Here is a 25165-nt window from a genome sequence, read left to right on the forward strand (position 1 = left end):
TAAATTGATACATTGTTAGATTGAATTATTTTGTTCTGTTTTCTTCGATGAATTTTGCCATGGTTTCGATGGACGTAAAAATCTCCTTTCCTTTTTTCGGATCGGCTAATTTTATTCCGTATTCTTTATCCAAAAGAACGATCAGCTCCAGAGCATCAATAGAATCCAAACCAAGACCTCCTCCAAATAAAGGATCTGTATCTTTGATTTCTTCTACTGCAACGTCTTCTAAATTAAGAACTTCGATGATTTTGTGTTTTAATTCTTCTCTTAAGTTTTCCATAAAATTATTTTGAAAATATGTTAATGAGACAATTTGAAAATGTATTAAATGTTATGCCTTATTGATATGATTTTACATTTTCAAATCAGCACACTTTCAAATTATCAAATTTATAATGTCAGCAAATATACAAAAGCTTTGTAACTTTCCTGATATAGTTCTACCCAGCCGCACAATACTTTATCTGCCTTTCCGGACTGTAAAAGCTGTGCTGAATAATTGTTTAAAAATTCTTCATCCAATTCGTCTAAAACAAAAAACGCATTTTCGGTCTGCATTTTGTGTCTGATGCTGATTTCACCTACGCAGATATTCGGTAAAGTATACACAAAAACCGCGGGACTCGGAAAGTAATTTTCCTGAGAATTGATGCTTTCCTGATATTTAAAATCCGTGTCTAAACTTGATGATCTGTTTGCGAAAACCAATGCGGTTCTGCTTTGGTCTTCATCCTTGAGAATAATTTCAGAAGCGAGAAAAGCGAGTTTGCTTAAATGATCCATTTTATGAAATTTCGGATAATTCAGCTCTAAACTTTTATAAGCTTCTTTCGCAAAGTCTGAGAAGTTTTCAGTCGGGGTTTCAAAAATAACCTCATTGTTTAGAACTATTTTTGAATTTTCTATGGTGCAGATGTCTGTTTTCTTCATGAGTAAGTTTAAAAAAGATTAGGGCTTTTTTGTTGGATTTTGATGGGTGTTGAAAACAGCAAAAACAATAATATTATCCCCGATAATTTGATAAATGATAAGATAAGGAAACTTCTGAATGTAAGCCTCACGCAAGTTTCCTTTTTTTAAGGGAAAGTGAAATGGATGATTTTGAATTCTTAAAAAATAGGATTCAACTTTTTTTATAAATTTTTCACCAAGCCCGGTTTGTTGATTTTCGTACCAAAGGGCTGCTTCTAACAAATCATTTTCAGCATTCGGAGATAAAGAAAAGTGATAAATCATAATTTTTTCATCAATCTTTCTTTCACTTCTTCCCAGTTTGATGTTTTTACTTCTCCTTTCATATATTTTTCACGTTCTTCCTCAATTCGATCATAAATATAATCAGGAACTTGTGGATAATCTGAAGATTCTAATTCTTGATCTCCCTCTTCAGCATCAATAATTCCTTTGAAAATACGCAAAATTCTTTCATCGGCAATATCGATGAAATCGTGAATTCTTTTTCTGATGTCTACTGTGGATTCCATTTCCTAAAACTTTAATTTTATAAAATTACAAAATTATTTTCAGCATTTTTCCAAAACAATCGCGGCGTTGCATCCTCCAAAACCGGAAGCTGTTTTCAGAATATATTTAATTTCTGCGGATTGGTTTTCTCTGATAATGTTCAAAGATTGGGAGGTTCCTGTTTCTTTAAAGTTTTTAGATGGAATTAATGTTTTATTCAAGGCACTTTCCATGGAAAGGATACTTTCCAGCAATCCCGATGCGCCCAAACAGTGTCCATAATACGCTTTTAAACTATGTAAAGGAATGTTTTGTAAATTCATTCTGTTAAAAGCGATCGCTTCCATTTCGTCATTATAAATGGTTGCCGTTCCGTGTGCGGAGATAAAGTCTATTTTTTCTGCTGAAACCTGAGCTTCTGTCATGGCATTGTTGATGCTTGCAAACAATCCGTCTCCCGTTCTCGAAGGTCCGGAAATATGGTTTGCATCGTTAATTGCAGAGTCTCCCAGAATTTTAAAACTAAAGTTTTCGTTCTCATCTCGTTTTGAAGTGATATAAACCGCTGCTGCCGCTTCGCCGATATTGATTCCGTCACGGTTTTTATCGTAAGGTTTGCAAATCTCGGTTCCAATTGCCTGAAAAGAATTAAAACCTGAAATCACAAATTCTGAAATTTCATCTCCGGCAATAACAAAAGCATCTTTATATTTTCCTGCCTGAATCATATTTTTAGCGACACCAATTGCCATGACTCCCGAAACACAGGCGTTGGAAACTACAATCGGTTTTGTTTGAAACCTGAAAAAATCAGCTATTTTTTGTGCTAAATTGGAAAGAAAAACGCTTTCAGGTAAAGTTTTTTCATTTTTTAACAAGCTGATATTTCCTTTTGTGGTAGATAAAATAAAAGCGGTTTCTTCTGAAATCGGGTGTCTTTCAATCAAAGGTTTTAAACTCAGCAAAAACATTTTTTCAAGCCTTGTAAAGCTCACGTTGTCATTGCCTAAACGCTGAATCTCCGATTTCTGTGCAGAGTTGAAGAATCTGTTAAATTCTTCATCTAATTTTTCAGAATCAATCATCGAAGCATAAAAAGGCTCCTGATTTTCGATGATTTTATGTAAACCTACACCAGATTTTCCTTCTACAAGAGCATTCCAGTTTGAAGAAACATCAAAACCTAAAGGCGTGACGCAGTTATAATCTGTAATATAAACTTCTTTCTTCATCAGAGTCCCATTTTATCTTTCCATTCCTGAAAAAACTCAGGATTATATAAACATAAATTGTTATCGGAATCCAGAAAAACCTGAATGGTTTCCCCTGAACATACCAATTTATTTTCTTCGTTGAAAAGCTCGTATTTATAAATCAATTTCGCAGAATTTGAATTGACGAACGTTGTGACAATTCTGAACGTTTCGCCATATTTTAAAGGCAGAAAATGTTCGCAGGTGCTTTTTACAATCGGCGTTACATATCCTGCTTTTTGGATATCAAGATAAGTCAAACCGTGCTGTCTTCCGAAAGCTTCTCTTCCGTCCTCGAAATAAACAATATAATGTCCGTGCCACACAATTCCCAACGGATCTGTTTCGTTGAATCTTACGCGGACTTGTTCCGTACAAGTTAAATTTTCTTTAGACTGCATTTTGTTTTCTTTTTTTACCACAAAGGGCACAAAGTTTTTCACAAGGTTCACAAAATAAATTTTTCACATTTTCTTTTTCTGTGTTAAAAAACTTGTATTTTTCGTGGTGAATAAACCCCTAAGTTCACAAAATTATACACAATGTTCACAATAAATATTCTAATTTTATATCGTTCCGTTGATTAATCTTTTAACCCCATTTTTAAATAAAACTGAGTTAAAATTAATCAATAAACCTAATTTACAATTGCTTAATTTTAAATACGTTAAAACTTGAGCAATATGAATTTCATTTAATGATTCTACGGATTTTATTTCAACAACAACTTTTCTCTCAACCAATAAATCAATCCTATAGCCAATGTCAAGTTTTATGTCATCATAAATTAATGGCATTGGTTTCTGTTTTTCTATCAGTAATCCGGATTTCTGTAACTCATAGTACAGAGATTCTTCGTATGCGCTTTCTAAAAGTCCGGCTCCAAGTTGGCGATGAACTTTTAATCCTGCATCAAAGATAACTTTTGAAACTTCATTTTCATTCATATCATTTTGTGTTTTATAATTATTTTTACCACAAAGGTCACAATAGATTCCACAAGGGACATACAATAAATGCTTGAGCTCTTTGTGAAAAACTTTGAGTCTTAGTGGTTAATCCTAAACAGCATTTTGTTTTCTTTCATAAAATAATGAAATTGCGACCATTGCTATATAAAATAGAAAAAGGAAAATGATTTCTTTCGCAATTCCTACAATTCCGCTGTTTCTTAAAATAATATCATAATAAGCATTTAATCCCCAGTTCATCGGAGAGAATTTGGCGATGGTCTGCATAAATTCAGGCATTAAAAATACGGGAACCCAGATTCCGCCGACTGCTGCCAAAACCACCACAGAAGTCGCACCAAACGGAGCCGACTGCTCCTGCGTATTGGCAATCGTTCCTAAAAGTACGCCAAATCCGATGGCTGCCAAACCTGCAAAAATGGTCACGACAATAAGTGGAAACATTTTTCCGGTAACGTCAAATTGCGGAAGATCCATGTATGGGAAAAGATAAATTCCCACTGCAACCATCAGTAAAAACTGGATCACACAGATGATGAGATACGTAAATGTTTTTCCTAAAATATGAACGAAATACGGAGTCGGGCTGATTCTCGCTCTTACACTTGTTCCCTGACTTTTTTCTTTAACCAGATTAATAGACAGAGGAACCACAATAAAGAATATCGCAAACAGCGCCCAAGCCGGAACATTATGCTGAACGGAATTCGGCATGATGTCTGTTTTTCCTTTTTTCGGAGTGATTTCTTTAAAGCTGATTAAATTTTTAGTTTTTCCGAGATCTTCCGTAGTTCCCAACTGATCCTGAAAGGCTTTGTAGATCTTTTTGTTCTCAATTTCAAAAACCATTTTGTTGACGGCGGTCATCACATTGTTTTTGAAACCGATATTGGTTGCCGGATCAAAGTACAAATGAATATCATCAGATTTAACGGGACTTTCCTTCACAGATGGCGAGTCATTTTCAAGCCCAAATGAACTGACGATTGCCTGAACTTTAGATTCTACATTGGAATTGATGTTCTTCGTTAAATTTTTCGGAATAACAATGGCCATCTGATAATCTCCTCCGAAAACTGCTTTTTCGGCAGATTCTTCGGTGAAATTGGTAAGAAGCTCGAAGGTTTTACCATTTTCGAACTCTTTTTTGATGTTTTGTGAAATCTCAGATTTGTCGTTATCAATAAAAATAATCGGAATTTTTGTGCCTTCCAGATTTTTAAAGGTAGAATCCTGAATTAAAGTAATGGTGATAATCAGCAGCAAAGGCATCACAAAAATGATGACAATTCCTCCGATATCTCTTTTCAGCAAAAGAATCTCCTTGATGAAACTCCGCCACAATTTATACAACAACATCTCGTAATTCTTTTCCGGTTAATGATATAAAAACGTCTTCTAAATTTTCTGCATTGGAAACCTTACTGATTAATTCTTCAGGTGTTCCGACAGCATGGATTTTCCCATGATCGATGATGGCAATTTTGGTACAGAATTCTTCCGCTTCCGAAAGGTGATGGGAAGTGTAGATGATGCACGTTCCTTTTTTATTTAAATCCAAAAGATAATCGATAATCGCTTTTTTAGACTGAACATCCACACCAACAGTAGGTTCATCCAGAAATAAAACTTTCGGGTTATGAAGGGTTCCTGCAATCAGATTACAGCGGCGCTTCATTCCTCCGGAAAACTGTTCCACTTTTTTGTCTGCAAATTTCGACAAACCCATGATTTCCAGAGATTCAGTGATCGAATTCTTTAAATTTTTATGACTCAATCCGTAAAGACTTCCGAAAAACATTAAATTTTCTCTTGCTGTTAAAGTTGGATATAAAGCATATTCCTGCGGAACAATTCCAATGATTTGTCTCAGTCTGAAACCGTTCTTCTGAGGCGAAAGTCCGTCAATTGTAAAATGTCCGGAAGTCGGTTTTATCAATCCGGAAAGCATGGAAATCAATGTTGTTTTTCCGGCTCCGTTAGGTCCGAGAATTCCGTAGATTTCGTTTTTGGCAATACTCAGCGAAATATCGTTTACAGAAAAGTCTTCTGCATTTTTATATTTTTTGTAGAGATTTTTTATTTCTATGAAATGTTCCACGTTATATTGCTTTTCTCAGTTTTTTATAAAAAGCTTCTTCCAGATCGGCAATGTGAAGCATTGATTTTGATAATTGGTTATAAATATCGCTTTTAGAGTTCCTGTTTTTGTACACTCTTGCAATATCCACCGCAAAATCTCTCCACAGATCACCAATTGCCGTAATTTCTTTAGAAAGTTCTCTTAATTCATCATTTTTAAGAATGATGGCTGCTTCCTGTAGAAATGCACCGTAAATAAACCTGAATCCGCCGCCGCCGGTTCCGATTTCTTCCTGCATTCTGATCAGTTGTCCTAGATAATGATTGGTGGTTTTTGTACCTTTTTTGGCTGCCCATTTCGGAATGCTTCTTGCGACCCATCTCATGGCTTTTACCCCGATAATAGGAACCGGAGCCAGCATATTTTTACAGGTATCTTTGATTCCTTTTTTGATGGCTTCTTCCAGATTTACATGATCCGGAATGTGAGTAGGGTAGTACATATGACCTTTCGGCGGAAGTGCTCCTTTGGCGTATCTCACTTTTTCCAGCTCGGCTTCAGTAAGGGTTGTGGTGTAATCCATCACTGGATCGCTGATCAGGAATTTTCCGTCTTCTTTTCCGTAAACAACGAGATTGTGAGCATTAAAATGGAATTTATATTCTTCGGGAAAATAAGTAAGGTTAAAAACACCGACCTGTAAACCTGTCGGAATATTATTGTTGAGGTTTCTTTCCAAAGCTTTTTGTGCTTCGGCAGGATTGGAAAATTTTTCTCTTTTGATTTTAATTCCCAGTCTTTTTGCGGCTTTGCTGAAAATGGCTCCCGGCATTGGACGATAGCTGAAACCCGGTGCGAAATTAACTTTCAGGAAAGGTAAATACACGAAAAATAATCCGGAACCGATTCCGAAGATCATAGGCTCGCTGAGCTTCAGTCCTTTATTCAATAGTAAATTGGAGGCAACACCGTTTTCGCAATGGGCAGTCTGGTGATGTTCAAAATTAAGTTCCATTCGTTTCTTGTCTTTTTATCGCGGGAAATGCTTGATTTTCATATTGTAGAGATTCTCTTTCCGTCAGAATGAATGACAGTCGGAGGGATTTTTCTCTTTTAATCAATTGTCTACCCTTTGAAGTTTTTTAGTTCATCCACCGAAATACCGAAAGCATCGGCATATTTTTTCAGTACGGAATCGCTTAGTGTTTTAAATATTTTTGGTTTTCCGTGTCTTTTCACGCGCCACTGCCACATTCCGACATAGGCTGCAAGAACCTGCAGATCCATTTTATTCAGCTCCATGAAATAAAAAATGGGGCTTGCTGTATTGTTGGCAACATTTTGTCTTGCTTCTTCAATTCTTTCATTAATCAAAGCCAAAGATTCGTCCAAAGCAGCTTTTTTAGCTTCCCAGCCAATACTGTTTGCGGTCGTGTAGTTGTTGTTTTCATCTGTAACATACAAAACCTCAGTCATATTCGCTGACTTTAAGTTGCTTTCGTCTTGTGGAAGGTCTTGCTTTTTCATCTGAAATTAATATTGAAAGATGGTTTAAATAGTTCGCTAAGATAATAAAAATGTGCAACATAGTATCATTTGTTTTTAGAGGATATTATAGGTGTTTATTGTTTATAAATCACCCCAAATCGTTATTTCTCTGTTTTATTTTCGAGCTTATATTTGTTATGATCTTAAGAAATAATAACCATAAAATCTATATCATGATAAAAAAACATTTTTTAAAAGAAATTGAAATTTCAGGAACACAGTCAAGAGGAGCTGCGAATTCCTCAAAAGAAGTATCGAAAATACAAAGCTGGCTTAATCTTTACGCTTTTTTAAATCCTTCAAAAGGAACTTCAACCGGGATTGATGGTGATTTCGGACCGGCTACAGAAAAAGCGGTGAAGAATTACCAAAAGGCAAACGGACTTACTGAAAATGGCATTGTAACCCAGGAGCTTTTCCGGAAAATGGCAGATCCTATGATTAAAGCTTTTACCCAGCCTGTTGAGGGAACAGGATTAAGGGAATTGGTCGTGAATGCAGCAAAACAGCATCTTGTTGCCGGAGCACGGGAACTTACGATAAAAGGGGAAGGAAACAGAGGTCCTTGGGTGAGAGCTTATATGGATGGTAGTGAAGGAAGGGATCAGCTTTGGTGTATGGGATTTGTGCAGACGATTTTAGATCAGGCAACAAGTCAGATAGGAGGCAGTTTTACCAATATTGTGAAAAGAAGCTTCAGTTGCGATACGGTAGCTGGTGAAGCGCAGAAAAGAGACAATTTTATTGATTATACTTTGGTTAGAAATCGTGTATATCATGTTCGGCCGGGCGATATTTTTCTTTTGCAGAGCAGTACAAACAGCCACGACTGGATTCATACAGGAATTGTTGTTGAAAGTAACGGAGATGTTTTTGAAACCATCGAAGGAAATACCAATGCAGACGGAAGTGAAAACGGCTATGGCGTATTGCGGAGAACCAGAAATTTTATGAATTCTAAACTGGATATCATCAGAATTGATTAATCAGGAGAGGGATTAAAAACAAAGAAGCTGATCTTTTGGAACAGCTTCTTTGTTTATTTATGATTTCACTTCCTGAATAAATAGAGTAATTTCCGCTCTTATCAGCAGTTCATCATCATTGAATGTCTCACAAAAAATCTGACAGATATTTTCAAACTGTGAAACCAATGAGGCTTTTGAAATAATTTTGTTGCCGACTTTGGGCAAAGTAAATATTTCAATCTTTTTTATGTTGGTAATGAAGCCAATTACTTTTGTTTCTGTTTCAGGATTTTCAAAAAAGCTCTGTCCTAAAATTGAGGAGCAGGTTTGTGCTGCATTTTCTATGAGTCCAGCTTCAACGAATACATTATCGTGAACAAAAATATTGTCTTCTTTTATTTCAAAGGAAGTAATCACTTTTTCTTTCGTCAATTCCAGAATGTAATCTGTCATCAGCATCGGTTCGCGATGCGGGAGAAAGTTGTGGATATTGATGATGTTTTCTTCCTTAATTTTCATTGAAATTTCTATTTTATTTTATCAGACCTCATAGGTTTTTAAAACCTATGAGGTCTATCTAAGTATAATTACATTACAACCGTTTTCATTTGAGATTTTGCAATAACCTCATCGTTCAGCTTGGTTACAATATCGACTAAAGTTACGCCCATCATTTCATTGAGAATAGAAACTTCGGAAGTCAAGGTATCGCCCAATTTAGGTAAAGTATACGCTTCAAAGGTTTTAATGGCTCCGATATATCCTGTAGGAGCTTCTTTTCCCAGCAGATAAAATTGATAGCCTGTGTGTAAAGCCACACTTTGCGCCTGATGCTCGATCATTCCCGAAGCCTGAAAAATTCCGTTCTGAACAAAAATATTGTCTTCTTTAATTTCAAAACCTGAAATCAGGTGGCTTTCGGAATATTCTGAAATGCTGTTCACCATGACGAAAGGAAATCTTTGCGGAATTAAGCTTTCCACAAAGTCCTGATCGGAGGTTGGTAATCTGTTTTCCATTAGCAAACCGTTAGCAAAGCACAGGAATAAGCAAATCTTCCGCTTTCAGGAACACAAAGCAATACTTTTTCTCCTTTTTTCAGCTTTCCGGAATTCATTAATTCTTCTAAAGCGATGAAGATAGAACCTGCTCCGATGTTTCCTACTTCAGAAAGGTTGTAATACCATTTTTCCCAAGGGAAATCCAATCCTACATTGGCAAATTCTTCTTTAAGCCCTTCTTTAAAGTATCCTGAAGAAATATGCGCCAAAACATGGTCGACTGATTCCGGATCAAGTTCATGCTTATCAAAAGATGATCTTAAACTTTCAGCACCTTTTACCAGAATATATTTATCTAAAATTTTCGTGTCCTGTTTCAATGCAAAAATAGACTGTTTCAGCCATTCGTCGGACGGATAATCTGCCCACGATTTAAGGCTTCCGTCTTCCTGTTTTTCGCATCCTGCATACATACAGGCTTCGATCTCGTGTGCGTAAGAATAGAAATCAATCCATTCTACTTTAAGATTTATTGCGTTTTCTCTCGGTTTGTTTTCAAGTAAAAAAGCGCCTGCTCCGTCGGAAAGCATCCATCTTAAAAATTCTCTTTTGAAAGCAATGATGGGTCTTTCTTCCAGTAAAGCCAGATTTTCTGCTTCATGGTTGAATTTATCCGCCGTCATCCATGCAGACATTCTCTCGGAACCTGCGCAGACTGCTTTATCCTGAACTCCTGCTTTTACAGAAAGGAATCCGTAGTTCAAAGCATTCATTCCGGAGTTGCACAATCCGGTTGCGGTATTTATTTCGATAGATTTTCCGATGTTCAGTTCACCGTGTACCATGGATGCGTGAGAAGGCTGAAGCTGATCCGGAGAAGTAGTTCCCACAGACAATAGTTTCATGTCTTCCTTTTTGAAGTTTTCATCAAAAAGTCCTTCAATGGCTTTTGCCGTAATCTGGGCATTGGTATGTGTAGGATTTCCTTCTTTATCTAACGCGTAGTATCTTGTCGTAATTTTGTTATTTCTTAAAATAAGAGCTTTCGCTTTAGATTTTGCACCGTTTATATAACCAAGATACGTTTCCATTTCATCATTAGAAACCGGCTCATTGGGTAGGTATTTTGATGCTTTTGTTATAAATACGTCGTACATTCTATTTTAAATTAATTCCTTGTAAATATTCTCTTTGTTTCTTTCTTTTAAACCAGAAAACAGGTGTTGTTAATAAGTGTAAAACCAATACGATAGGTGAAATGATCCATATCGCAGCCATCAAATATACCTTAAAGAATTTAATAAGCAATGGTCGTTTTTCTTTTTTCTTCATGATAAGGTTTGACCAGATGGTGAAAATTTTGTTTCCCACTTTCTCTACCCTTACCAGAAAAGCGCGGATTTCCACCGCTCCGTTTTTCACCAGATCAGGCTGTAAAGTATCCAGATCATTTCTGCTGAAATGTTTTTCAATAATTTCCCCGTATTTTACAGAACCTTTTATTTCTTCATCCGAAACTCCTGCTGCAGGAAGAATTCCCGATTTTTCTTTTTTTCCGGTGGTCATCCAGCGAAGAATCGTAAGAACACTGGTGTAATTGTCGTGTCGGTCTACCAAAGCGATATTTCCTACCAATTTGGCGTTTAAGTTCTTTAAATATACTTTCAGTTTTTCCTGAGAATACATCCACATATTTCTTGTTGCCGAAACGGTAACAACCGGAGTGTCTTTCAGGATATTTTCCGCAAAACCACTTTTCAGGAATGAAATGATCGGGATGGAGGGTGTTAAATACCAAACCTGATAACCAAAGATAATCAAATCAAACTTTTTGTTAACCGCTTCTTCCGGCGGCGGCAGAATTTCACTCGGGATCTGCAGGTAAGATTCCGGAAAGGTATTGAAGAATACATCATTCGGCCACGGAAAAGGAAAGTCTTTTTTCAGCTTAATATTGTAGTACGTAACATTGTACTCCTCCTTTTTGGCTTCAAAAGGTAGGGCAATGTTTTTTACAATATCGGTAAGCTGTCCGGTTTGTGAATAATATATAACGAGTATATCTTTTTGCATGGGTTCTCCTTATTCGTTTACAAAAATATGCTTTTCATATTTATTTTTCAGAACGAAATACTTTTAAAGCTTCAGAACTGAATTTCAGTGTATAATTATTATTTTCCGGTAACGTATTTTTCACATTTAGAAAAATAACAGTTTCTGGAAGATCAGCTAAAGTATCTGCTTTGAAACTTTCGTCCGAAACCAGAAGAACGTCAATTTTTTTATCAATTTCCGTACTGTTTTTTATGTATTTAATTTTCCTTCTTTTTACCAAATAAATCTGTTCGGCGATTTGTCTTTTTTCTTCATCTTTCATTAAGCTGAAGATTCTTCGGCTCGCCTGCTGAAGCGAGAGTAAAACATCTTTCTGCCCGAAATCATCTGCAATATGCAGAATATTGGCATCTTTAGGAAGATGTTTATTTAGTTCAAAATAAACCGATTTGTTTTTGTTAAAATCTTCTTTTACTTCCTGTATGACTTCGTTATCTTTATACAGATAGCTCAGGAAGAGTTTTTTCTTAAAATAATTTTCATCCTCCAGCTCACTTCGGAACTTCGCAAACTGCTCCCTGAAAAAAGCATTGATCTTTTTTGTTCTTTCGGAATAATTTTTCCCGAAGTGTTCATCATTTTTATCAATTCTGTCGCCCACTTTTACGGTAATTGAACCGTCATAGATAATAAAGTCTCCTTTCGGCTGTACTTCAGAATTTCCATGAATGTAAACCGGAACCACATCCAGTCCGAATTCTTCTGCGATATAAAAAGCTCCTTTGTGAAATCTTTTGATATCATTGGTATAAGACCGTTCTGCTTCCGGAAAAACAACCAGAGAATAACCCTGATCTACTTTTTCTCTCAGCTTTTCCATTCCGTTTTCAATACCCTGAGAAACGGGATAAAATCCTAACGCTCTCACGATTTTTCCGAAAACAGGAGAGTTGTACACCCAGTCATTCACCAGATAAATGATTTTATGTGTTGTCATGGCTAAAGCCAATGTATCCAGAAACGAAGTGTGATTGGCAATAATGACTGCGGGTCTGCTGAAATCTTCATTCGGGTTTTTAATGAGCTTTTTCTTTACAAATGGATTCGTATAAAGGACAGAAGTTAAAAATTTGGCTAAAATTAATTTAATAAAGTTCAGCGTTTTGCCTTTTGATTGCTTCACAAAGAGGCTTCCGATGGCGGAAAACAGCAATCCGCCTAATCCGTAATACAGGAAAGACAATACTGCATTGAAAAATAACCTGAAGGTAACCGGAGAAAGTCCTTTTTTAGCCCTGTTCGTAATCAGCAAACGGAACCAGAACGGATATAAGGTTGAGGTAATGATGATTACGGAGAACATCCCGATTAAAGCAACCAGAGCTAATGAATGCAAAGCAGGATGTTTGGCGAAAATTAATGAACCGATGGATAAAATGGTCGTGAAAACCGCCAGAATAATGGATGTTCTGTAGGTAGGAAGCTCGTTTTTTCCGGTAGTGTGCTCTTTCTGCATTGCCTGGGTAAGGAAAATACTGAAATCGTCGCCGACTCCGAAAACCAGAGTACAGACAACGGTGCTGAAAATATTTAGTTCAAGACCTAAAAAGTAAAGAATTCCCGCTGTAACGACTCCCGTTAAAACAATCGGAAACATCGTAAGAACCGTTAATTCAAAATTACGGAAAAACACAATAATCGTTAAAATAATTGCCAAAAGGGAATAATTGATTAACGTGTTAAAATCATTTTTCAGCAAGCCCAAAAAGTTTTCGTTCATCTGTTGACGGTCGATTGCCAAAGCATCATGCTTTTTTTCAACGTCTTTAATGAAGGCATCTCTTTTCTTTTCGTCTACTTTTACGACATTGGAAACTGTGTAAAATCCGTTTTCCTGACTCAGAAATTCAGAAATCTGGAGTGTTTTTACCTTTTCGTAGTCTTTTAAAGTTAATGTAGAATAGTTTTTATTTAAATTTTCATTGAACTGATCAAAGGCAGAATTGTTAAATCCGAATTGATTTCCGTTTTTAATTAATTCAGAAACGGTTTGATTCTTTTTATTTTCGTCCCAGAATTTTTTCCAGTTTTCAATTCTTTGCTGCTGGTCTTTTTCAGACAAAACTACATTTCCGAGAGAATTGTAGCTTAAAATTTTACCTTCTTTTTTTTCTTTTTCTAAAAATTGGCTCAGCTCAGAATTTCTCGATAAAGCCTGTTCTTCGGAATCACCGTAAGAAATCGTGTAGATGGATTTTGACGTAATATCGGATAACTTCTGAAGTTTTGCTTCGCTTATTTTTAAATCTTTCGGAACATAATTAAGATCGCCGATGTCTTCGTTAAAACCTACTTTTCTGAAACCGAAAAGACACGCAATAATAATAACCGAACAGATAATAATTAAAGGTTTGTTTTTCTCATACGGATACGAGCCGATTTTATCGATAAAATTTGCATTGACTGCTTTTTCTTTTTTCTTCGGATGATACAGTTGCGGAATGATAATTAAAGCCGTAACGGAAGATAAAATAACCGTTATTGCGGCGAAAAGTCCCAAATCTTTCAACGCTTCCGAACGTACAAAAACAAGGCATAAAAAAGAAACGGCTGTTGTTGCGCTGCTTAAAACAATTGGCTGGGTAATTTCTTTGTAAAGCTCTTCAATATTGTTGTTGTGTTTGTAATGCGTCAGAATATGAAGGGCGTAATCAATGGTGATTCCTATCAAAATGGCTCCCACGCTCAGAGAAATTGCCGAAATTTTATCTTTAACGAAGTATAAAATCAAAAGAGCGAGTAACACCGAGAAAACCGTGGGAAGAAATACAATAATCGGTGTAAAAACATTCCTGAAATAATAAATAAGAATCAGAAGAAGCACCGTCATTGAAATAATAACCGTATTCTGAATGTCTTTTTTGATCTGCTGTGCATTCGCAACCGCAATGACAGGCGAACCAAAATAGCTGATTTCTGTTTTTCCTTTAAATTTTGTGTTGAGGTTTTCTTTGATGGTATTTAACTGATTAACAAATGCTTCGTTGTTTTTGGTGTCGTTGCTTTTGTTTTTGGGATCGATGAAAAGCAGCAGGTTTTTCCCGTCTTTGGTAACGATGTAATTGTCTTCCAGCTTAAAATCTTTGCTGATGTTTAAAGCGTTGAGTTTTTTAATTCCCAGAAAAGTAATTCCGAGCGGATCTTTTTTGATGAATTCTTTGGTAACGAGACTCGTGGGCGAAACCAGAGAAACGTAGTTGTTTTCAACCTGTTTGGCAATGCTGTCTTTCTGGAGTTTTCTCTCAATTTCTTTGTAATCGTTTTCATTCAGAAATAAAGGCAGATTATGATTGACGAAATCGAAGGTTTCCGAAATTTCATTATCGTTTACTTTCCCCTGAACCGAACCGATGTATTTTTGCAGAGGTTCAATTTGATTTAAAAAAGCATCGGCGGTCTCCGAAAGCTGAAAATTTTCTTCTTTGGGTCTGTTTTCGATAATCACGATGATCTTGTCTGAAAAATTGAGCTGCTTCAGAACTTTTGCGGTAAGATCGGATTTTTCGTTTTTAGGAATAATCTGATTGATGTCTTCCTCAAAATTGATCTTCGATGCGAAAAACAAACATAAAACGGTAATTCCGACCGAAAAAAATACGGACAGAAGTTTGTTTTTAGAGATCAGATAATATAAAAATATGAAAAAACGATGCATTACATTATAAAAATCAGGTTTGCAAATTTAAATTTTTCAGGGGGAGTTCAAAATTTTTTATCACAAGTTTTATCTGAAAATCAATAAAATATTTAGTAAAAATGAAAAAAAAATATACTTTTGCAAAAGTTCCCAACTGATGAAGCGTGTTTTAAAACAAAAATTGACTAAGTCTAAAACTTAGGTTTTGATATGTTTAAACTATTTGATGAAAAAATAAACGGATTTTTATTTATTATAATCTTTCCTTTCCTTCTCTTTTTCATGTCCTATTACGGATTTGAGACTTCTTATGTTGTAGGAATTAAAACCTGGGAAAAAGCGCCGGATTTTATGTTTTCGTCTGTGTATGCATACCGTGTCATCCCGAATTACCTGAGTGTTCATGTAACGGAGATAATGACTTTTGTGGTGGATAACTATCTTCCTTTTGCAAGAAGTTTTCTTTTGAAGCAGGGTTCATTGTTTTATCACAGTACTTTTTTAATTAATGTTTTCTTTTTTCTGCTGACTTCATTTGTTCTGTATAAAATTTTAGAACTAAAACCGATAGAAATTCTTTCAAACCAAAAAATCAGAAGAATGGTTCATCTTATTGCGGTATTTTTTATCGTTATTCTTCAATATGTTCCGACTAACTGCGACTGTATTGCGATCTTTTTTTATGTTTTAGGAATGTTTTTAACACTGAAATATTTACAACATAAAAAGCCTACGGATTTATTGGGATTAAGTATTGTGATATTTATTTCAACTTTCGTGCGGGAAACCGCCTGTCTTAATATCGCTTTCTTTGCAGCGGTTTTTATTGATTTTGAGAATCTGAAGAACAGGAATTTCACTTTCATAAAAGAAACTTTTTTGCTGGTGATTGCGTTTGTGCTTCCATATATTGCTTTGAGGCTGGTAATTCCGCAGAAAGCTTCTTTTGTGGAGGGAATTTATTTAATTAAGAATTTTACAAGTCCTTATAATCTTGCCGGACTTTTATTCGGAATTTTAGGGATTTATTTCAGTTATGGTTTTTCTGATGATACCGGAAAAATAATGATGAAAAAATATTTGTTTTTTGCGCTGCCGTATCTTTTAATGATTACTTTAGTGGGGCTTTTCTGGGAGACCAGATTGTTTATGCCTTTGCTGATTACGGGAATCGTAACGGCTTCTTATCAGTTTAAAAATAGTTTACCGGAAAGATGAGTTTACTGCATCCATATTATATTATTGCCATTATCTATATGCTGATTTTCAGTTATCAGGAAGTTTTTCATGGTAAAGTTGAAAAAAAATGGCTTTGGTTCTTGGGGGTCTATCTCATGATTATTGCAGGACTTCGGGATCAGGTCGGTCCGGATTATGGGAGTTACCGCGGAATTTACGTGTATTCCGATACCAAAGATTATATCTCGCTCATTATGAAAGGTTTCGGAATGAAGGGGCCTCAACCAATCGAAGTAGAGTGGCTCTATGTACTCATCAATAAAATTTTACTGAATATTTTTAACGCACCGTTTTATATTCTCACCTTTGTAATAGCTATTCTTGCGATTTATTTTAAGGTAGAATATACAGATGATAATACTTTTTATCCCTTTACCTTTATGCTTTTCATGTTCATTCCCGGATTTTTTATCGGGGAAAGCGGACAGATCCGGCAGAATCTCGCTTCGTTTATCGCCTATTTCGGAATAAAATATATTAAAGAAAGGAAACTTCTTGCTTATCTTCTCTGTATTTATCTTGCAGCAGGAGTTCATACTGTTTGTTATGTATTTGTCCCGATGTACTGGTTGGTAAGAATACCGCTGAACAGATTTGTAATGCTTTTTATGATTATTACTTCTGTCTTCCTGTCACCATTTGAAGTCTATCGTGTTTTTGGAGATTTTATGACGGATATTGCCGCAGACAGTACACTTTCTATTGGTTTTAACGGATATATGGATGAAACGGTGCAAAGATTGAACGGAGCCATCGGAATTCCTGAAGTAATGATGGCAATCCTCACCTTCTTCCTTTTTGCTTTTGATGAAAAAATGAAAGAAAAATTTCCTTACTACGAATACCATCGTGCGTATGTTGTAATCGGGGTTTGTTTTTATTTCATTTTCAGGGATAATCCTATTTTCTCTTCGCGCCTTGCGGGAGCTTTTATTGGTTTTGCCTATATTATTATTCCGAATGCAATGTATGTGGTTTCTTCGAATTCGAAAAAGATGATCTATTCTTTTATCATTGCTCTTACTGTTTTCAACTTTGTTGTGTTCTCAAGCTTTAAAAATATTGTGAACGGAAGATTTACGTGGGATTTGTATGAGAATCATCTGTTGCCTTAAAAGAGCTTACAACAACCATCAATAAAAGAAGACAATACTGAAGAGTGTTGTCTTTTTTATTTCAATATCTCTCAAATTATCAGGGTGTTAAAATTAATTCGATGCATAATTTATTGTAAAAAGATTAGAGAAAATAATGTATTTTCGCAGAACCTGAGTTTGAAAATGATATATTGACATCTATAATGATTAATTGTGGAGTATTGTTTTATTAATTCCTTTTATTGTGAAGTTATTTATAAAATAAATCTATTTTCTTTAACAAGGGTTTAAATGTTGTATTGTATTAACAACAGCATAAAATCAAAGGACATGAAAAAATCGTTTACCAATTTCGCAGCACTTTTAAGTTGCCTGTTTGCGCATGAAATATACGCCAAAGAAAATTTTAAGATAAATAAGTCTGATGATTGGGCAACATCAGAAAAAATACATTCCGGACACTCAGATTCATTGGTAGAATCTTTGCATAAAGACCGTTTTCCCCATGCTCATAACGGAAAGTTATTAGCTCCGGACTGGACTAAAGCTCCCAACAGTTATATTTTTGATCCCAGCCAAAACAGCAACGGTATTTACATTCCCGTTAGAAAAGCATATGCGATGTGGGCGAAGGATAAATTATTGGGAGGTGCAGGAATTCCTGCGGGTAAAGTTACGGCAGATGTTCTTTGGGAAGATGTTCACGGCTTAATAAAATCCGACGCTGGTTACCGGCTTGAAGTTACAGATTCTGGCGAAAATGCCAAAATTAAAGTACCGGTAAACAAATCTAAAAAAGGAAATGCGGTCATTGCTTTCAGAGTAGACGGAGAAGTCTACTGGTCTTGGCACGTTTGGGTCACAGATGATCCTTCCAACGGCTCCACTTATAAAAGTTTTCCCAATGTGAAAAGACAAAAAGCAGACGGAACCATTGAAGCTATTCCCGATGAAGAATGGGGATGGATGGATAGAAATCTTGGAGCAATAAGCAGTTCTATTACAGCAAACGACTGGAACAGGAACGGAGGACTGCTGTATCAGTGGGGAAGAAAAGATCCCATTCCGCCATTGGTTTACAGAGGAAATGATTTCTATGAAGTTTCAGGCTCAATAGGAAGAATTAGACACCGCGGCGCAAAAAACTTCACCGGAGCTGCTAATTTTGATAATCTAAGGAAGTTTGTCCTGCTTTCCAACGCTACGGTTTCCAATAACCTGAAACTTTCGGTAAAAAATCCTTTAAGTTTAATTTACGTTAATAAAGACGACAATTCTGGCATTGCTTATTATAACAACAATGCAAATCTGATGGTGAACTGGTTTGGGAAAATGCCGGGCTTGAATGACAGTCAGCTTCCGGAGCTGAATCTCTGGTCAGATAACTCTCAGGGAAAAGTTACTTCAGGATATAATAATGATGCCGCAGCGCAGCCTTACCGTAGCAAATCTTCCTATGATCCCTGTCCGAACGGATGGCGCGTTCCATCCGCATTAGTTGCCAATCTGGCTTCTCCTACTTATGTTGATGATATTAGGGTAGATTTTTCTCCGTTTGGCGTAAGAACAAATATGTCTAAAAATGTTTTTGAAGCCAATAATTATCATAAAATAAAACCTACGGCTGCCGGAACGCCAAATTTTATGACCAATTTTAAGCTGTATCCTAATTTCGGTTTTGATCTTTCGAATGCAGGAGGTTTAAATATGGGAATTTTTCCCGGTACAGGAGCCATTGTCCTGAATGCGCATCAGGGACAGTTTACAGATCAGCATCAGACCACCTTATGGACGGCAACCATGGCAAGACATTTTGATACAACGCCTTCTGTAGGAGCCAGAACATTGTTTTTAATTCCGGATAAAATGCAGCCGGATATTCCGGATTCCGGTTATCCTGATGTAAAAGGAAGATACTGGTATTTTCCGCTTGCCGGAAATTCTACAACGGATGCCGCAGGCTGCAGATGCATAAAAGATCCTCTGTATGTAGTAAACGAATATGATTTCCCTACAGAATATATCGTTCCTGAAACCGAATATCGGGAAGGAATCAACAATCCGAATACGTATCAGGTTGTAAAAAATACTTCAGCTTTTACCGTGGAGATTCCTGTAAGCAAGGCATTTTCTGTACAAAGTCAGCTTCTGAATAACAAAGATATTTTAAACTCAGTTAATTTTAATAATCTTAAAGCCAATGTTCTATGGACAACCAACACCGGTTTGGTAAACAATGTCTCCGTTGTTAATCCTTCACCAACTTCTCTTGGAGCGATTTCTTCCTCTAAAATTGCAGTTACCATTAATCCTAACCAAAGCGGAAATGCAGTCGTAACCTTACATAACGGAAGCATTACAAATCCTGTGTATTGGTCTTGGCATATCTGGGTAACCGACACGGCGGTAGGTTCTTATAATTATACAACCGAACTTCCTGTAACTTCTGTAACGAACTATGTGAATTATGTCCCGAAAGCAGATAATGTTTTTCAGACAGAGTTTATGGATAGAAATCTTGGTGCAACCGACGCCTTTCCTCTTGTCGTGAATCCGTTAACGCCAACTGCAGCAGAACTGGCAAAAATTAAAGCTTCCACAGGACTGCATTATCAGTGGGGAAGAAAAGATCCGTTGCCGATCTTCCAGTATGCAGACGACAGAACGTCTCATCCTGTTTATCTTGGAAATACTGCAAACGGAGTTTTAACCTACACAACACTTTCTGCGGCTTCCTACAACGATCTCGCCGGAAATTATATTGTACCTTACAACACCTACACCAATTCGGCAAACGCCAATGTTTCGGCGGCGGATAAAATTTCAGATAAAGTTTCCAAAGTATTGTCGTATTCTGTTAAAAATCCATTGGTTTATATGATTCCGAGTGCATTTGCACCTTATAACAGCACAACTCCGGTTTACACCAACGGAACCGACTGGCTCGCCAATGAACCGAATCTTGCTCCCGACCGATGGGGAAGAGGAGGCAAAAAATCTCCGTTTGATCCTTGTCCGGAAGGATGGAGAATTCCTGATCTTACCGGAGTTATGATATCAACAGTGCAGGATTTCGGGTTTACGCCTTGGTATAAAAAAGATAAGAATGCAGCCACTTCATACAGCATCATTACAGATTATCTGGGACAGAGAGTACGAAGGAGTGCTTCCGCGAGTTATACCATCGGATATATGTTTAATGATTCGTCTTACAAAACAGGAAACTATCCGAATTCCGGATCGCGTGGTTTCAGAAGTGTAACAGCAAATCAGACCGCAACCGGAACGTATAATTTCATCAATTATCAGTATCCCGGAGTCTGGACTGCCGCTCTGAATTCAAATTACATCGGAAGACCGGTTAATATTTTATTTGATGCCGCTTCTACCGCCAACCGAATGATTGCTTTTCATGATAACAACGATCCGTATTTCGGGATGAGCTGCCGTTGTGTAAAAATTAAATATGATGCCGAAGGAAATGAAGAAGGGGTAATTCCTAAGCTTCAGATTACTTCTTTACCGGCTTCAAAGCCTTCTGCTCTTTTAAGTAAGAATGATGTTCAGGCAATCAAAGAAGATAAAATTTCATTCTTTCCGAATCCTGTAAAAGAGGAACTGTACATCAAAACACCCGATAACCGAGAAGGGTATTATTATCAGATTTACAATATGTCCGGGCAACTGGTGAAATCCGGAAAATTTGAAAACGGGAAAACCAATCTCTCGTCATTGATTACCGGAACCTATTTACTGAGAATCAACGATTCAAAAGAAATTGTAAAAATCATTAAGGAATAATTGATATAAAATAGCAACCTTAAGAGAAATAAAACCGTAATTAAGTTAAAATCATTATTTTTGAGTCTTAAATAATGAAAACAAACTGAAAGCTGTTTTGTTTCTCTTTTTTTGTTCCAAATTTTTCAAAACACATTATGAGGCTAGAAAAAGTCGTATCGAATTTCAATATTAAAATTGGTATCTATTTTTTAATTGCCGTTACGGCTGTTTATACGCTTGTATTCACCTACTATTACAATCTTAAGGACGACGGATATATTCTTGGAGACTGGCTCATCAATTATCAGGATGGAGGATTTAAAAGGAGAGGTCTTTCCGGAAGTTTCTTTTTCCTGTTGCAGGATCTTACAGGATTGCGGTTAAATTATCTGGTCTATTTCGTACAATTTTTACTTATTTCCGGATTTTTCTGGCTGTATACCAAACTCATCCGGTATAAAGCAACCGATCTTCTTTATTTTTCACTTTTACTGTCTTCCATTGGTTTTGTGGGACTTTTAAATACGGTAACCTATGTCGGAAAAAAAGAATTTATCGTTTTCCTTTTATTTGCATGGTTTGCCTATTTGCTAGACAACGACAAACTATCGAAGAACAAAGAATATTTTTTCTGTATTGCACTTTTCGTAACGACCTTTCTGCATGAAGTTGTTTTGTTTTATGTCCCGTACTTTGCGATTGCTTTATATCTGAAAGCAGGAAAGTTTGAATTTAAAAGATATCTCAAATATTTTCTCTCCGTCGGAATTCCTACGCTTTTAATTCTGGCTTTTGGTAAAAATGTAAACGAAGGAAGATCTCTTCAGATTCTTTGTGAAAGAGGAGTTCATCCTACCTACGGAATTTTTTACTGGAACATCAATGAAAGGGATTACATCAGACAGCACAGCAGTGAATATGTACTGTATTTTCTGAGTTTAGCACTAAATATTTTGCATGTAGGCTATTATTTAAAATTTCTAAACAACCGAAAGATTTTATCTATATTATTAATCGGAGCCTTTTTGTTTTCATTTCCTCTGTTTTATCTTGCTATTGATTGGGGAAGATGGATGTATATTCATATGATGTTGATGATCGTCCTTTTCGCTTTGCTGTTAAGGAAAGAACGCAGCATTTACACATTCGAACCCATTGTGATCAGCCGTAAATTTTACATTACGCTTTTCATTATTATTTTCTCATTATTATATAGAGTAGAGATGTCCGGAAGGGGCTTTACTTTCGAAGGAATTATCTACAGAGTCTTCGTTGCGCCGCTTGAATTATTAAATAAAATGTAATTCAAAAAAACTATCTAATAAAAAAACTTTACTTTTGCAAAAATTTCTGGAATGTCGAAAAATTTAGTAATCGTTGAGTCACCGGCAAAAGCAAAAACTATTCAAAAGTATTTAGGTAAGGATTTCGAGGTAAAATCAAGCTTCGGACACATCCGGGATTTGCCTAAAAAAGGAATGGGGATTGATCTGTCGACCTTCAGTCCGGATTACGAAGTTTCTGCCGACAAAAAGAAATTGGTAACCGAACTGAAAGCTGCCGTAAAAAAAGCCGAAATGGTTTGGCTGGCTTCCGATGAGGACCGTGAAGGAGAAGCAATCGCATGGCATTTGGCAGAAGAACTGAAACTGAAGCCCGAAAACAGAAAAAGAATTGTTTTCCATGAGATTACCAAAAATGCCATTCTGAAATCTATTGAAAATCCCAGAGATATTGATCAGAATCTCGTCAACGCTCAACAGGCAAGAAGAGTTCTCGACAGGATCGTAGGTTTTGAAATGTCTCCGGTTCTCTGGAAAAAAGTAAAACCGGGATTATCTGCGGGAAGAGTACAGTCTGTTGCCGTAAGATTAATTGTGGAAAGAGAAAAAGAAATCCGTGAGTTTGTGCCGAAAGCAAGTTTCAAACTGGACGGAATTTTCTTAAATAAAACAAAGCAGGAAATTTCTGCGAAGCTTAAAAAGGATTTCGATAAAGAAGAAGAGGCTGAAAAATTCCTTGAACAGGCAAAAACCACCGAGTTTAAAGTTTTAAATGTTGAAACAAAACCCGGAACACGTTCTGCTTCTGCACCTTTTACCACTTCTACATTACAGCAGGAAGCTTCCTCAAGACTAGGATATAATGTAACGAACACGATGCGTCTTGCACAGAGATTATATGAAGAAGGATACATTACCTATATGAGAACCGACTCGGTAAACCTTTCTCAGGAAGCGATTGAAGGCGCAAAAAAACAAATTGTCTCAGAATACGGAGCGGAATATTCTGCACCGAGAAATTATACCACAAAATCGGCTTCTGCACAGGAAGCGCACGAAGCGATCCGTCCTACAGATTTTGCTGTGAAAACAGTGGGAGATGCCCAGTTGAACAGATTATACCAGCTAATCTACAGAAGAACACTTGCTTCTCAGATGGCAAATGCCAAAATTGAGAAAACGGTGATTGAAATCGGGAACACAAAACTTCCGCAGCATTTCGAAGCACAGGGTGAAGTCATTATTTTTGACGGTTTCCTGAAAGCTTACGGAATTGTAAAAGCAGAGGAGGATGACGAAGAAAACAACGAAAAATTGCTTCCTAAAGTAACCGTAGGAGAAGTTTTAGACTATAAAAAAATAACGGCAACCGAAAAATTCACAAGACCGAGCGCAAGATATACCGAAGCCGGACTGGTAAAAAAACTGGAAGAATTGGGAATCGGTCGTCCATCGACGTATGCACCGACCATTCAGACCATCCAGAACCGTGAATATGTGGATAAAAGAGAAATTGAACCGCAGACAAGAGAAGTGGTGAAAATTTCTTTGGCAAATGATACCATTAAAAAAGAAGTCCTCGACGAGAAATTCGGAGGGGATAAAAATAAATTCGTTCCAACGGACACGGGAGAAGTTGTAAGTGATTTCTTAACCGATAATTTTAAGGAAATCTTAGATTACGGTTTCACGGCAAGAGTAGAAGAGAGCTTCGACGAAATTGCAAACGGTGACCAGAAATGGAAAGAAATGATGACGGATTTCTACTCAAAATTCCATCCGAGAATTGAAGATGTAGAAGAGAATGCAGACCGTGCAACCGGAGACCGACTTTTGGGAGTAGATCCGAAAACAGGGAAAAATGTTCACGCAAGAATCGGAAGATTCGGGGCAATGATCCAGATTGGGGAAACAGACGATGAAGAAAAGCCGATTTTCGCTTCGTTAATGGCGGGACAGAATATCGCAACCATTACTTTTGAAGAAGCACTGGAACTGTTCAAACTTCCATTTGATTTAAATGAAGTGGACGGACAGCCGGTTTCTGTGGGAGTCGGAAGATTCGGACCTTATGTGAAGTGGGGCGAGACGTTCATCAGCATTCCGAAAGGAGAAGATCCGCTTTCTGTAGATCAGAAACGTGCAGAAGAGATCATCAACGAAAAGAAAATCGCAGATGCGCCGATTGCTACTTACAAAGGTGAACCTGTAACGAAAGGAAGCGGAAGATTTGGACCATTCATCAAATACAAAGATATTTTTGTGAACGTTCCGAAGCGATACGATTTTGAAAACCTTTCTCAAAGCGACATCAATGAATTAATTGATGCCAAACTCGAAAAAGAAGCGAACCGATACATCCAGCAATGGGAAAAAGAAAAGATCTCCATTGAAAACGGAAGATGGGGACCTTTCATTAAATTTGGAAAAGCGATGTTCAAGATTCCAAGAAAAGCAGATGATACCAAATATGAAGGAGAAGAGCTAAAAGAAATTTCTCTTGATGAGGTTAAAAAATGGATTACCGATCAGGATCCGAAAGCTTTTGCAGAGAAAAAGAAACCTGCGGCAAAGAAAGCTACAACCGCTAAAAAGACCACCACTACAAAAAAGGCAACTACAACGAAAAAGCCTGCCGCAAAAAAGTAGATGGATTTAAAAATAGAAAAGCACAGATTTGGGTCTGTGCTTTTTGTTTGAAGTCGTATTGTTGATATTAT

General features: G+C 36.7%; 22 protein-coding genes. 6 read left to right on the plus strand and 16 right to left on the minus strand.

The genetic code is table 11. The features are described from left to right. Positions 1-25: 25 nt before the first annotated feature. The 11 genes from B0E34_RS07640 to DarG form a co-directional block, all read right to left on the minus strand. Positions 26-283: a phosphopantetheine-binding protein gene (locus B0E34_RS07640; RefSeq protein WP_076396292.1), complete on the minus strand. Its 258-nt coding sequence runs from the start codon at positions 281-283 to the stop codon at positions 26-28. A 110-nt stretch (positions 284-393) separates the two neighbouring features. Next, the gene (locus B0E34_RS07645) at positions 394-933 is read right to left on the minus strand and encodes a 3-oxoacyl-ACP synthase (protein ID WP_087708356.1); all 540 of its coding nucleotides are present in this window, start codon (positions 931-933) and stop codon (positions 394-396) included. A gap of 18 nt (positions 934-951) precedes the next feature. Further along, positions 952-1239, minus strand: coding sequence for a type II toxin-antitoxin system RelE/ParE family toxin (locus tag B0E34_RS07650; protein ID WP_087708358.1), 288 nt, complete (start codon positions 1237-1239; stop codon positions 952-954). Further along, positions 1236-1487: a hypothetical protein gene (locus B0E34_RS07655; RefSeq protein WP_087708360.1), complete on the minus strand. Its 252-nt coding sequence runs from the start codon at positions 1485-1487 to the stop codon at positions 1236-1238. The genes B0E34_RS07650 and B0E34_RS07655 overlap by 4 nt, the downstream gene beginning before the upstream one ends. Before the next feature lie 39 nt (positions 1488-1526). Then, entirely contained in the window at positions 1527-2699 is a 1173-nt protein-coding gene (locus B0E34_RS07660; RefSeq protein WP_087708362.1) for a beta-ketoacyl synthase N-terminal-like domain-containing protein, read from the minus strand. Then, complete coding sequence (locus B0E34_RS07665) at positions 2699-3121, minus strand: acyl-CoA thioesterase (protein WP_087708472.1); 423 nt, start codon at positions 3119-3121, stop codon at positions 2699-2701. Before B0E34_RS07665 ends, B0E34_RS07660 begins: the two co-directional genes overlap by 1 nt. A gap of 165 nt (positions 3122-3286) precedes the next feature. Beyond that, positions 3287-3667 carry a GxxExxY protein gene (locus B0E34_RS07670; protein ID WP_087708363.1) on the minus strand — a complete coding sequence of 127 codons (381 nt, stop codon included), beginning with the start codon at positions 3665-3667 and terminating at the stop codon, positions 3287-3289. 114 nt (positions 3668-3781) lie between these two features. Next, the gene (locus B0E34_RS07675; protein ID WP_087708365.1) at positions 3782-5050 is read right to left on the minus strand and encodes an ABC transporter permease; all 1269 of its coding nucleotides are present in this window, start codon (positions 5048-5050) and stop codon (positions 3782-3784) included. Next, on the minus strand, positions 5037-5792 hold the full coding sequence (locus tag B0E34_RS07680) for an ABC transporter ATP-binding protein (RefSeq protein WP_076396306.1): 756 nt from the start codon (positions 5790-5792) through the stop codon (positions 5037-5039). Before B0E34_RS07680 ends, B0E34_RS07675 begins: the two co-directional genes overlap by 14 nt. Position 5793: 1 nt before the next feature. Continuing rightward, the gene (gene darH / locus B0E34_RS07685; RefSeq protein WP_087708367.1) at positions 5794-6789 is read right to left on the minus strand and encodes a BtrH-related acyltransferase DarH; all 996 of its coding nucleotides are present in this window, start codon (positions 6787-6789) and stop codon (positions 5794-5796) included. Positions 6790-6899: 110 nt separating this feature from the next. Continuing rightward, positions 6900-7301 carry a flexirubin biosynthesis protein DarG gene (DarG, locus tag B0E34_RS07690; RefSeq protein WP_087708369.1) on the minus strand — a complete coding sequence of 134 codons (402 nt, stop codon included), beginning with the start codon at positions 7299-7301 and terminating at the stop codon, positions 6900-6902. 194 nt (positions 7302-7495) lie between these two features. Between DarG and B0E34_RS07695 the strand changes: the two genes are divergently transcribed. Beyond that, entirely contained in the window at positions 7496-8308 is an 813-nt protein-coding gene (locus B0E34_RS07695; RefSeq protein ID WP_087708473.1) for a peptidoglycan-binding domain-containing protein, read from the plus strand. Between the two features lie 57 nt (positions 8309-8365). Here B0E34_RS07695 and B0E34_RS07700 read toward each other — a convergent pair whose 3' ends face one another. The 5 genes from B0E34_RS07700 to B0E34_RS07720 form a co-directional block, all read right to left on the minus strand. Continuing rightward, positions 8366-8809, minus strand: coding sequence for a hotdog family protein (locus B0E34_RS07700; RefSeq protein ID WP_087708371.1), 444 nt, complete (start codon positions 8807-8809; stop codon positions 8366-8368). A 68-nt stretch (positions 8810-8877) separates the two neighbouring features. Beyond that, positions 8878-9309 carry a hotdog family protein gene (locus B0E34_RS07705; RefSeq protein WP_087708373.1) on the minus strand — a complete coding sequence of 144 codons (432 nt, stop codon included), beginning with the start codon at positions 9307-9309 and terminating at the stop codon, positions 8878-8880. Next, complete coding sequence (gene darB, locus B0E34_RS07710; RefSeq protein ID WP_087708374.1) at positions 9309-10448, minus strand: dialkylresorcinol biosynthesis protein DarB; 1140 nt, start codon at positions 10446-10448, stop codon at positions 9309-9311. The genes B0E34_RS07705 and darB overlap by 1 nt, the downstream gene beginning before the upstream one ends. Before the next feature lies 1 nt (position 10449). Then, entirely contained in the window at positions 10450-11364 is a 915-nt protein-coding gene (locus B0E34_RS07715; RefSeq protein WP_087708376.1) for a hypothetical protein, read from the minus strand. Positions 11365-11404: 40 nt separating this feature from the next. Next, the gene (locus B0E34_RS07720; RefSeq protein WP_087708378.1) at positions 11405-15061 is read right to left on the minus strand and encodes an MMPL family transporter; all 3657 of its coding nucleotides are present in this window, start codon (positions 15059-15061) and stop codon (positions 11405-11407) included. 192 nt (positions 15062-15253) lie between these two features. Here B0E34_RS07720 and B0E34_RS07725 point away from each other — a divergent pair, with 192 nt between their 5' ends. The 5 genes from B0E34_RS07725 (at position 15254) to topA (ending at position 25094) form a co-directional block, all read left to right on the plus strand. Further along, positions 15254-16261, plus strand: coding sequence for a hypothetical protein (locus tag B0E34_RS07725; protein ID WP_087708380.1), 1008 nt, complete (start codon positions 15254-15256; stop codon positions 16259-16261). After that, positions 16258-17397: an EpsG family protein gene (locus B0E34_RS07730; protein WP_087708382.1), complete on the plus strand. Its 1140-nt coding sequence runs from the start codon at positions 16258-16260 to the stop codon at positions 17395-17397. The genes B0E34_RS07725 and B0E34_RS07730 overlap by 4 nt, the downstream gene beginning before the upstream one ends. A gap of 312 nt (positions 17398-17709) precedes the next feature. Continuing rightward, a complete protein-coding gene (locus B0E34_RS07735) occupies positions 17710-21180 on the plus strand; it encodes a T9SS type A sorting domain-containing protein (protein WP_165762963.1) in 3471 nt (1156 codons plus the stop codon). Positions 21181-21317: 137 nt separating this feature from the next. Next, positions 21318-22466, plus strand: a complete 1149-nt coding sequence (locus B0E34_RS07740) for a hypothetical protein (protein WP_087708385.1) — start codon at positions 21318-21320, stop codon at positions 22464-22466. 51 nt (positions 22467-22517) lie between these two features. Then, positions 22518-25094 carry a type I DNA topoisomerase gene (gene topA, locus B0E34_RS07745; RefSeq protein ID WP_087708387.1) on the plus strand — a complete coding sequence of 859 codons (2577 nt, stop codon included), beginning with the start codon at positions 22518-22520 and terminating at the stop codon, positions 25092-25094. Positions 25095-25165 lie beyond the last annotated feature (71 nt).

The sequence above is a fragment of the Chryseobacterium mucoviscidosis genome, from assembly GCF_002177115.1.
Lineage (GTDB): Bacteria > Bacteroidota > Bacteroidia > Flavobacteriales > Weeksellaceae > Chryseobacterium > Chryseobacterium mucoviscidosis.

Bases quoted from the DNA above. Each gene is read 5' to 3' on its own strand.
- B0E34_RS07640 (WP_076396292.1), bottom strand. From the start codon at position 283: ATGGAAAACTTAAGAGAAGAATTAAAACACAAAATCATCGAAGTTCTT.
- B0E34_RS07645 (WP_087708356.1), bottom strand. From the start codon at position 933: ATGAAGAAAACAGACATCTGCACCATAGAAAATTCAAAAATAGTTCTA.
- B0E34_RS07650 (WP_087708358.1), bottom strand. From the start codon at position 1,239: ATGATTTATCACTTTTCTTTATCTCCGAATGCTGAAAATGATTTGTTA.
- B0E34_RS07655 (WP_087708360.1), bottom strand. From the start codon at position 1,487: ATGGAATCCACAGTAGACATCAGAAAAAGAATTCACGATTTCATCGAT.
- B0E34_RS07660 (WP_087708362.1), bottom strand. From the start codon at position 2,699: ATGAAGAAAGAAGTTTATATTACAGATTATAACTGCGTCACGCCTTTA.
- B0E34_RS07665 (WP_087708472.1), bottom strand. From the start codon at position 3,121: ATGCAGTCTAAAGAAAATTTAACTTGTACGGAACAAGTCCGCGTAAGA.
- B0E34_RS07670 (WP_087708363.1), bottom strand. From the start codon at position 3,667: ATGAATGAAAATGAAGTTTCAAAAGTTATCTTTGATGCAGGATTAAAA.
- B0E34_RS07675 (WP_087708365.1), bottom strand. From the start codon at position 5,050: ATGTTGTTGTATAAATTGTGGCGGAGTTTCATCAAGGAGATTCTTTTG.
- darH (WP_087708367.1), bottom strand. From the start codon at position 6,789: ATGGAACTTAATTTTGAACATCACCAGACTGCCCATTGCGAAAACGGT.
- DarG (WP_087708369.1), bottom strand. From the start codon at position 7,301: ATGAAAAAGCAAGACCTTCCACAAGACGAAAGCAACTTAAAGTCAGCG.
- B0E34_RS07695 (WP_087708473.1), top strand. From the start codon at position 7,496: ATGATAAAAAAACATTTTTTAAAAGAAATTGAAATTTCAGGAACACAG.
- B0E34_RS07700 (WP_087708371.1), bottom strand. From the start codon at position 8,809: ATGAAAATTAAGGAAGAAAACATCATCAATATCCACAACTTTCTCCCG.
- B0E34_RS07705 (WP_087708373.1), bottom strand. From the start codon at position 9,309: ATGGAAAACAGATTACCAACCTCCGATCAGGACTTTGTGGAAAGCTTA.
- darB (WP_087708374.1), bottom strand. From the start codon at position 10,448: ATGTACGACGTATTTATAACAAAAGCATCAAAATACCTACCCAATGAG.
- B0E34_RS07715 (WP_087708376.1), bottom strand. From the start codon at position 11,364: ATGCAAAAAGATATACTCGTTATATATTATTCACAAACCGGACAGCTT.
- B0E34_RS07720 (WP_087708378.1), bottom strand. From the start codon at position 15,061: ATGCATCGTTTTTTCATATTTTTATATTATCTGATCTCTAAAAACAAA.
- B0E34_RS07725 (WP_087708380.1), top strand. From the start codon at position 15,254: ATGTTTAAACTATTTGATGAAAAAATAAACGGATTTTTATTTATTATA.
- B0E34_RS07730 (WP_087708382.1), top strand. From the start codon at position 16,258: ATGAGTTTACTGCATCCATATTATATTATTGCCATTATCTATATGCTG.
- B0E34_RS07735 (WP_165762963.1), top strand. From the start codon at position 17,710: ATGAAAAAATCGTTTACCAATTTCGCAGCACTTTTAAGTTGCCTGTTT.
- B0E34_RS07740 (WP_087708385.1), top strand. From the start codon at position 21,318: ATGAGGCTAGAAAAAGTCGTATCGAATTTCAATATTAAAATTGGTATC.
- topA (WP_087708387.1), top strand. From the start codon at position 22,518: ATGTCGAAAAATTTAGTAATCGTTGAGTCACCGGCAAAAGCAAAAACT.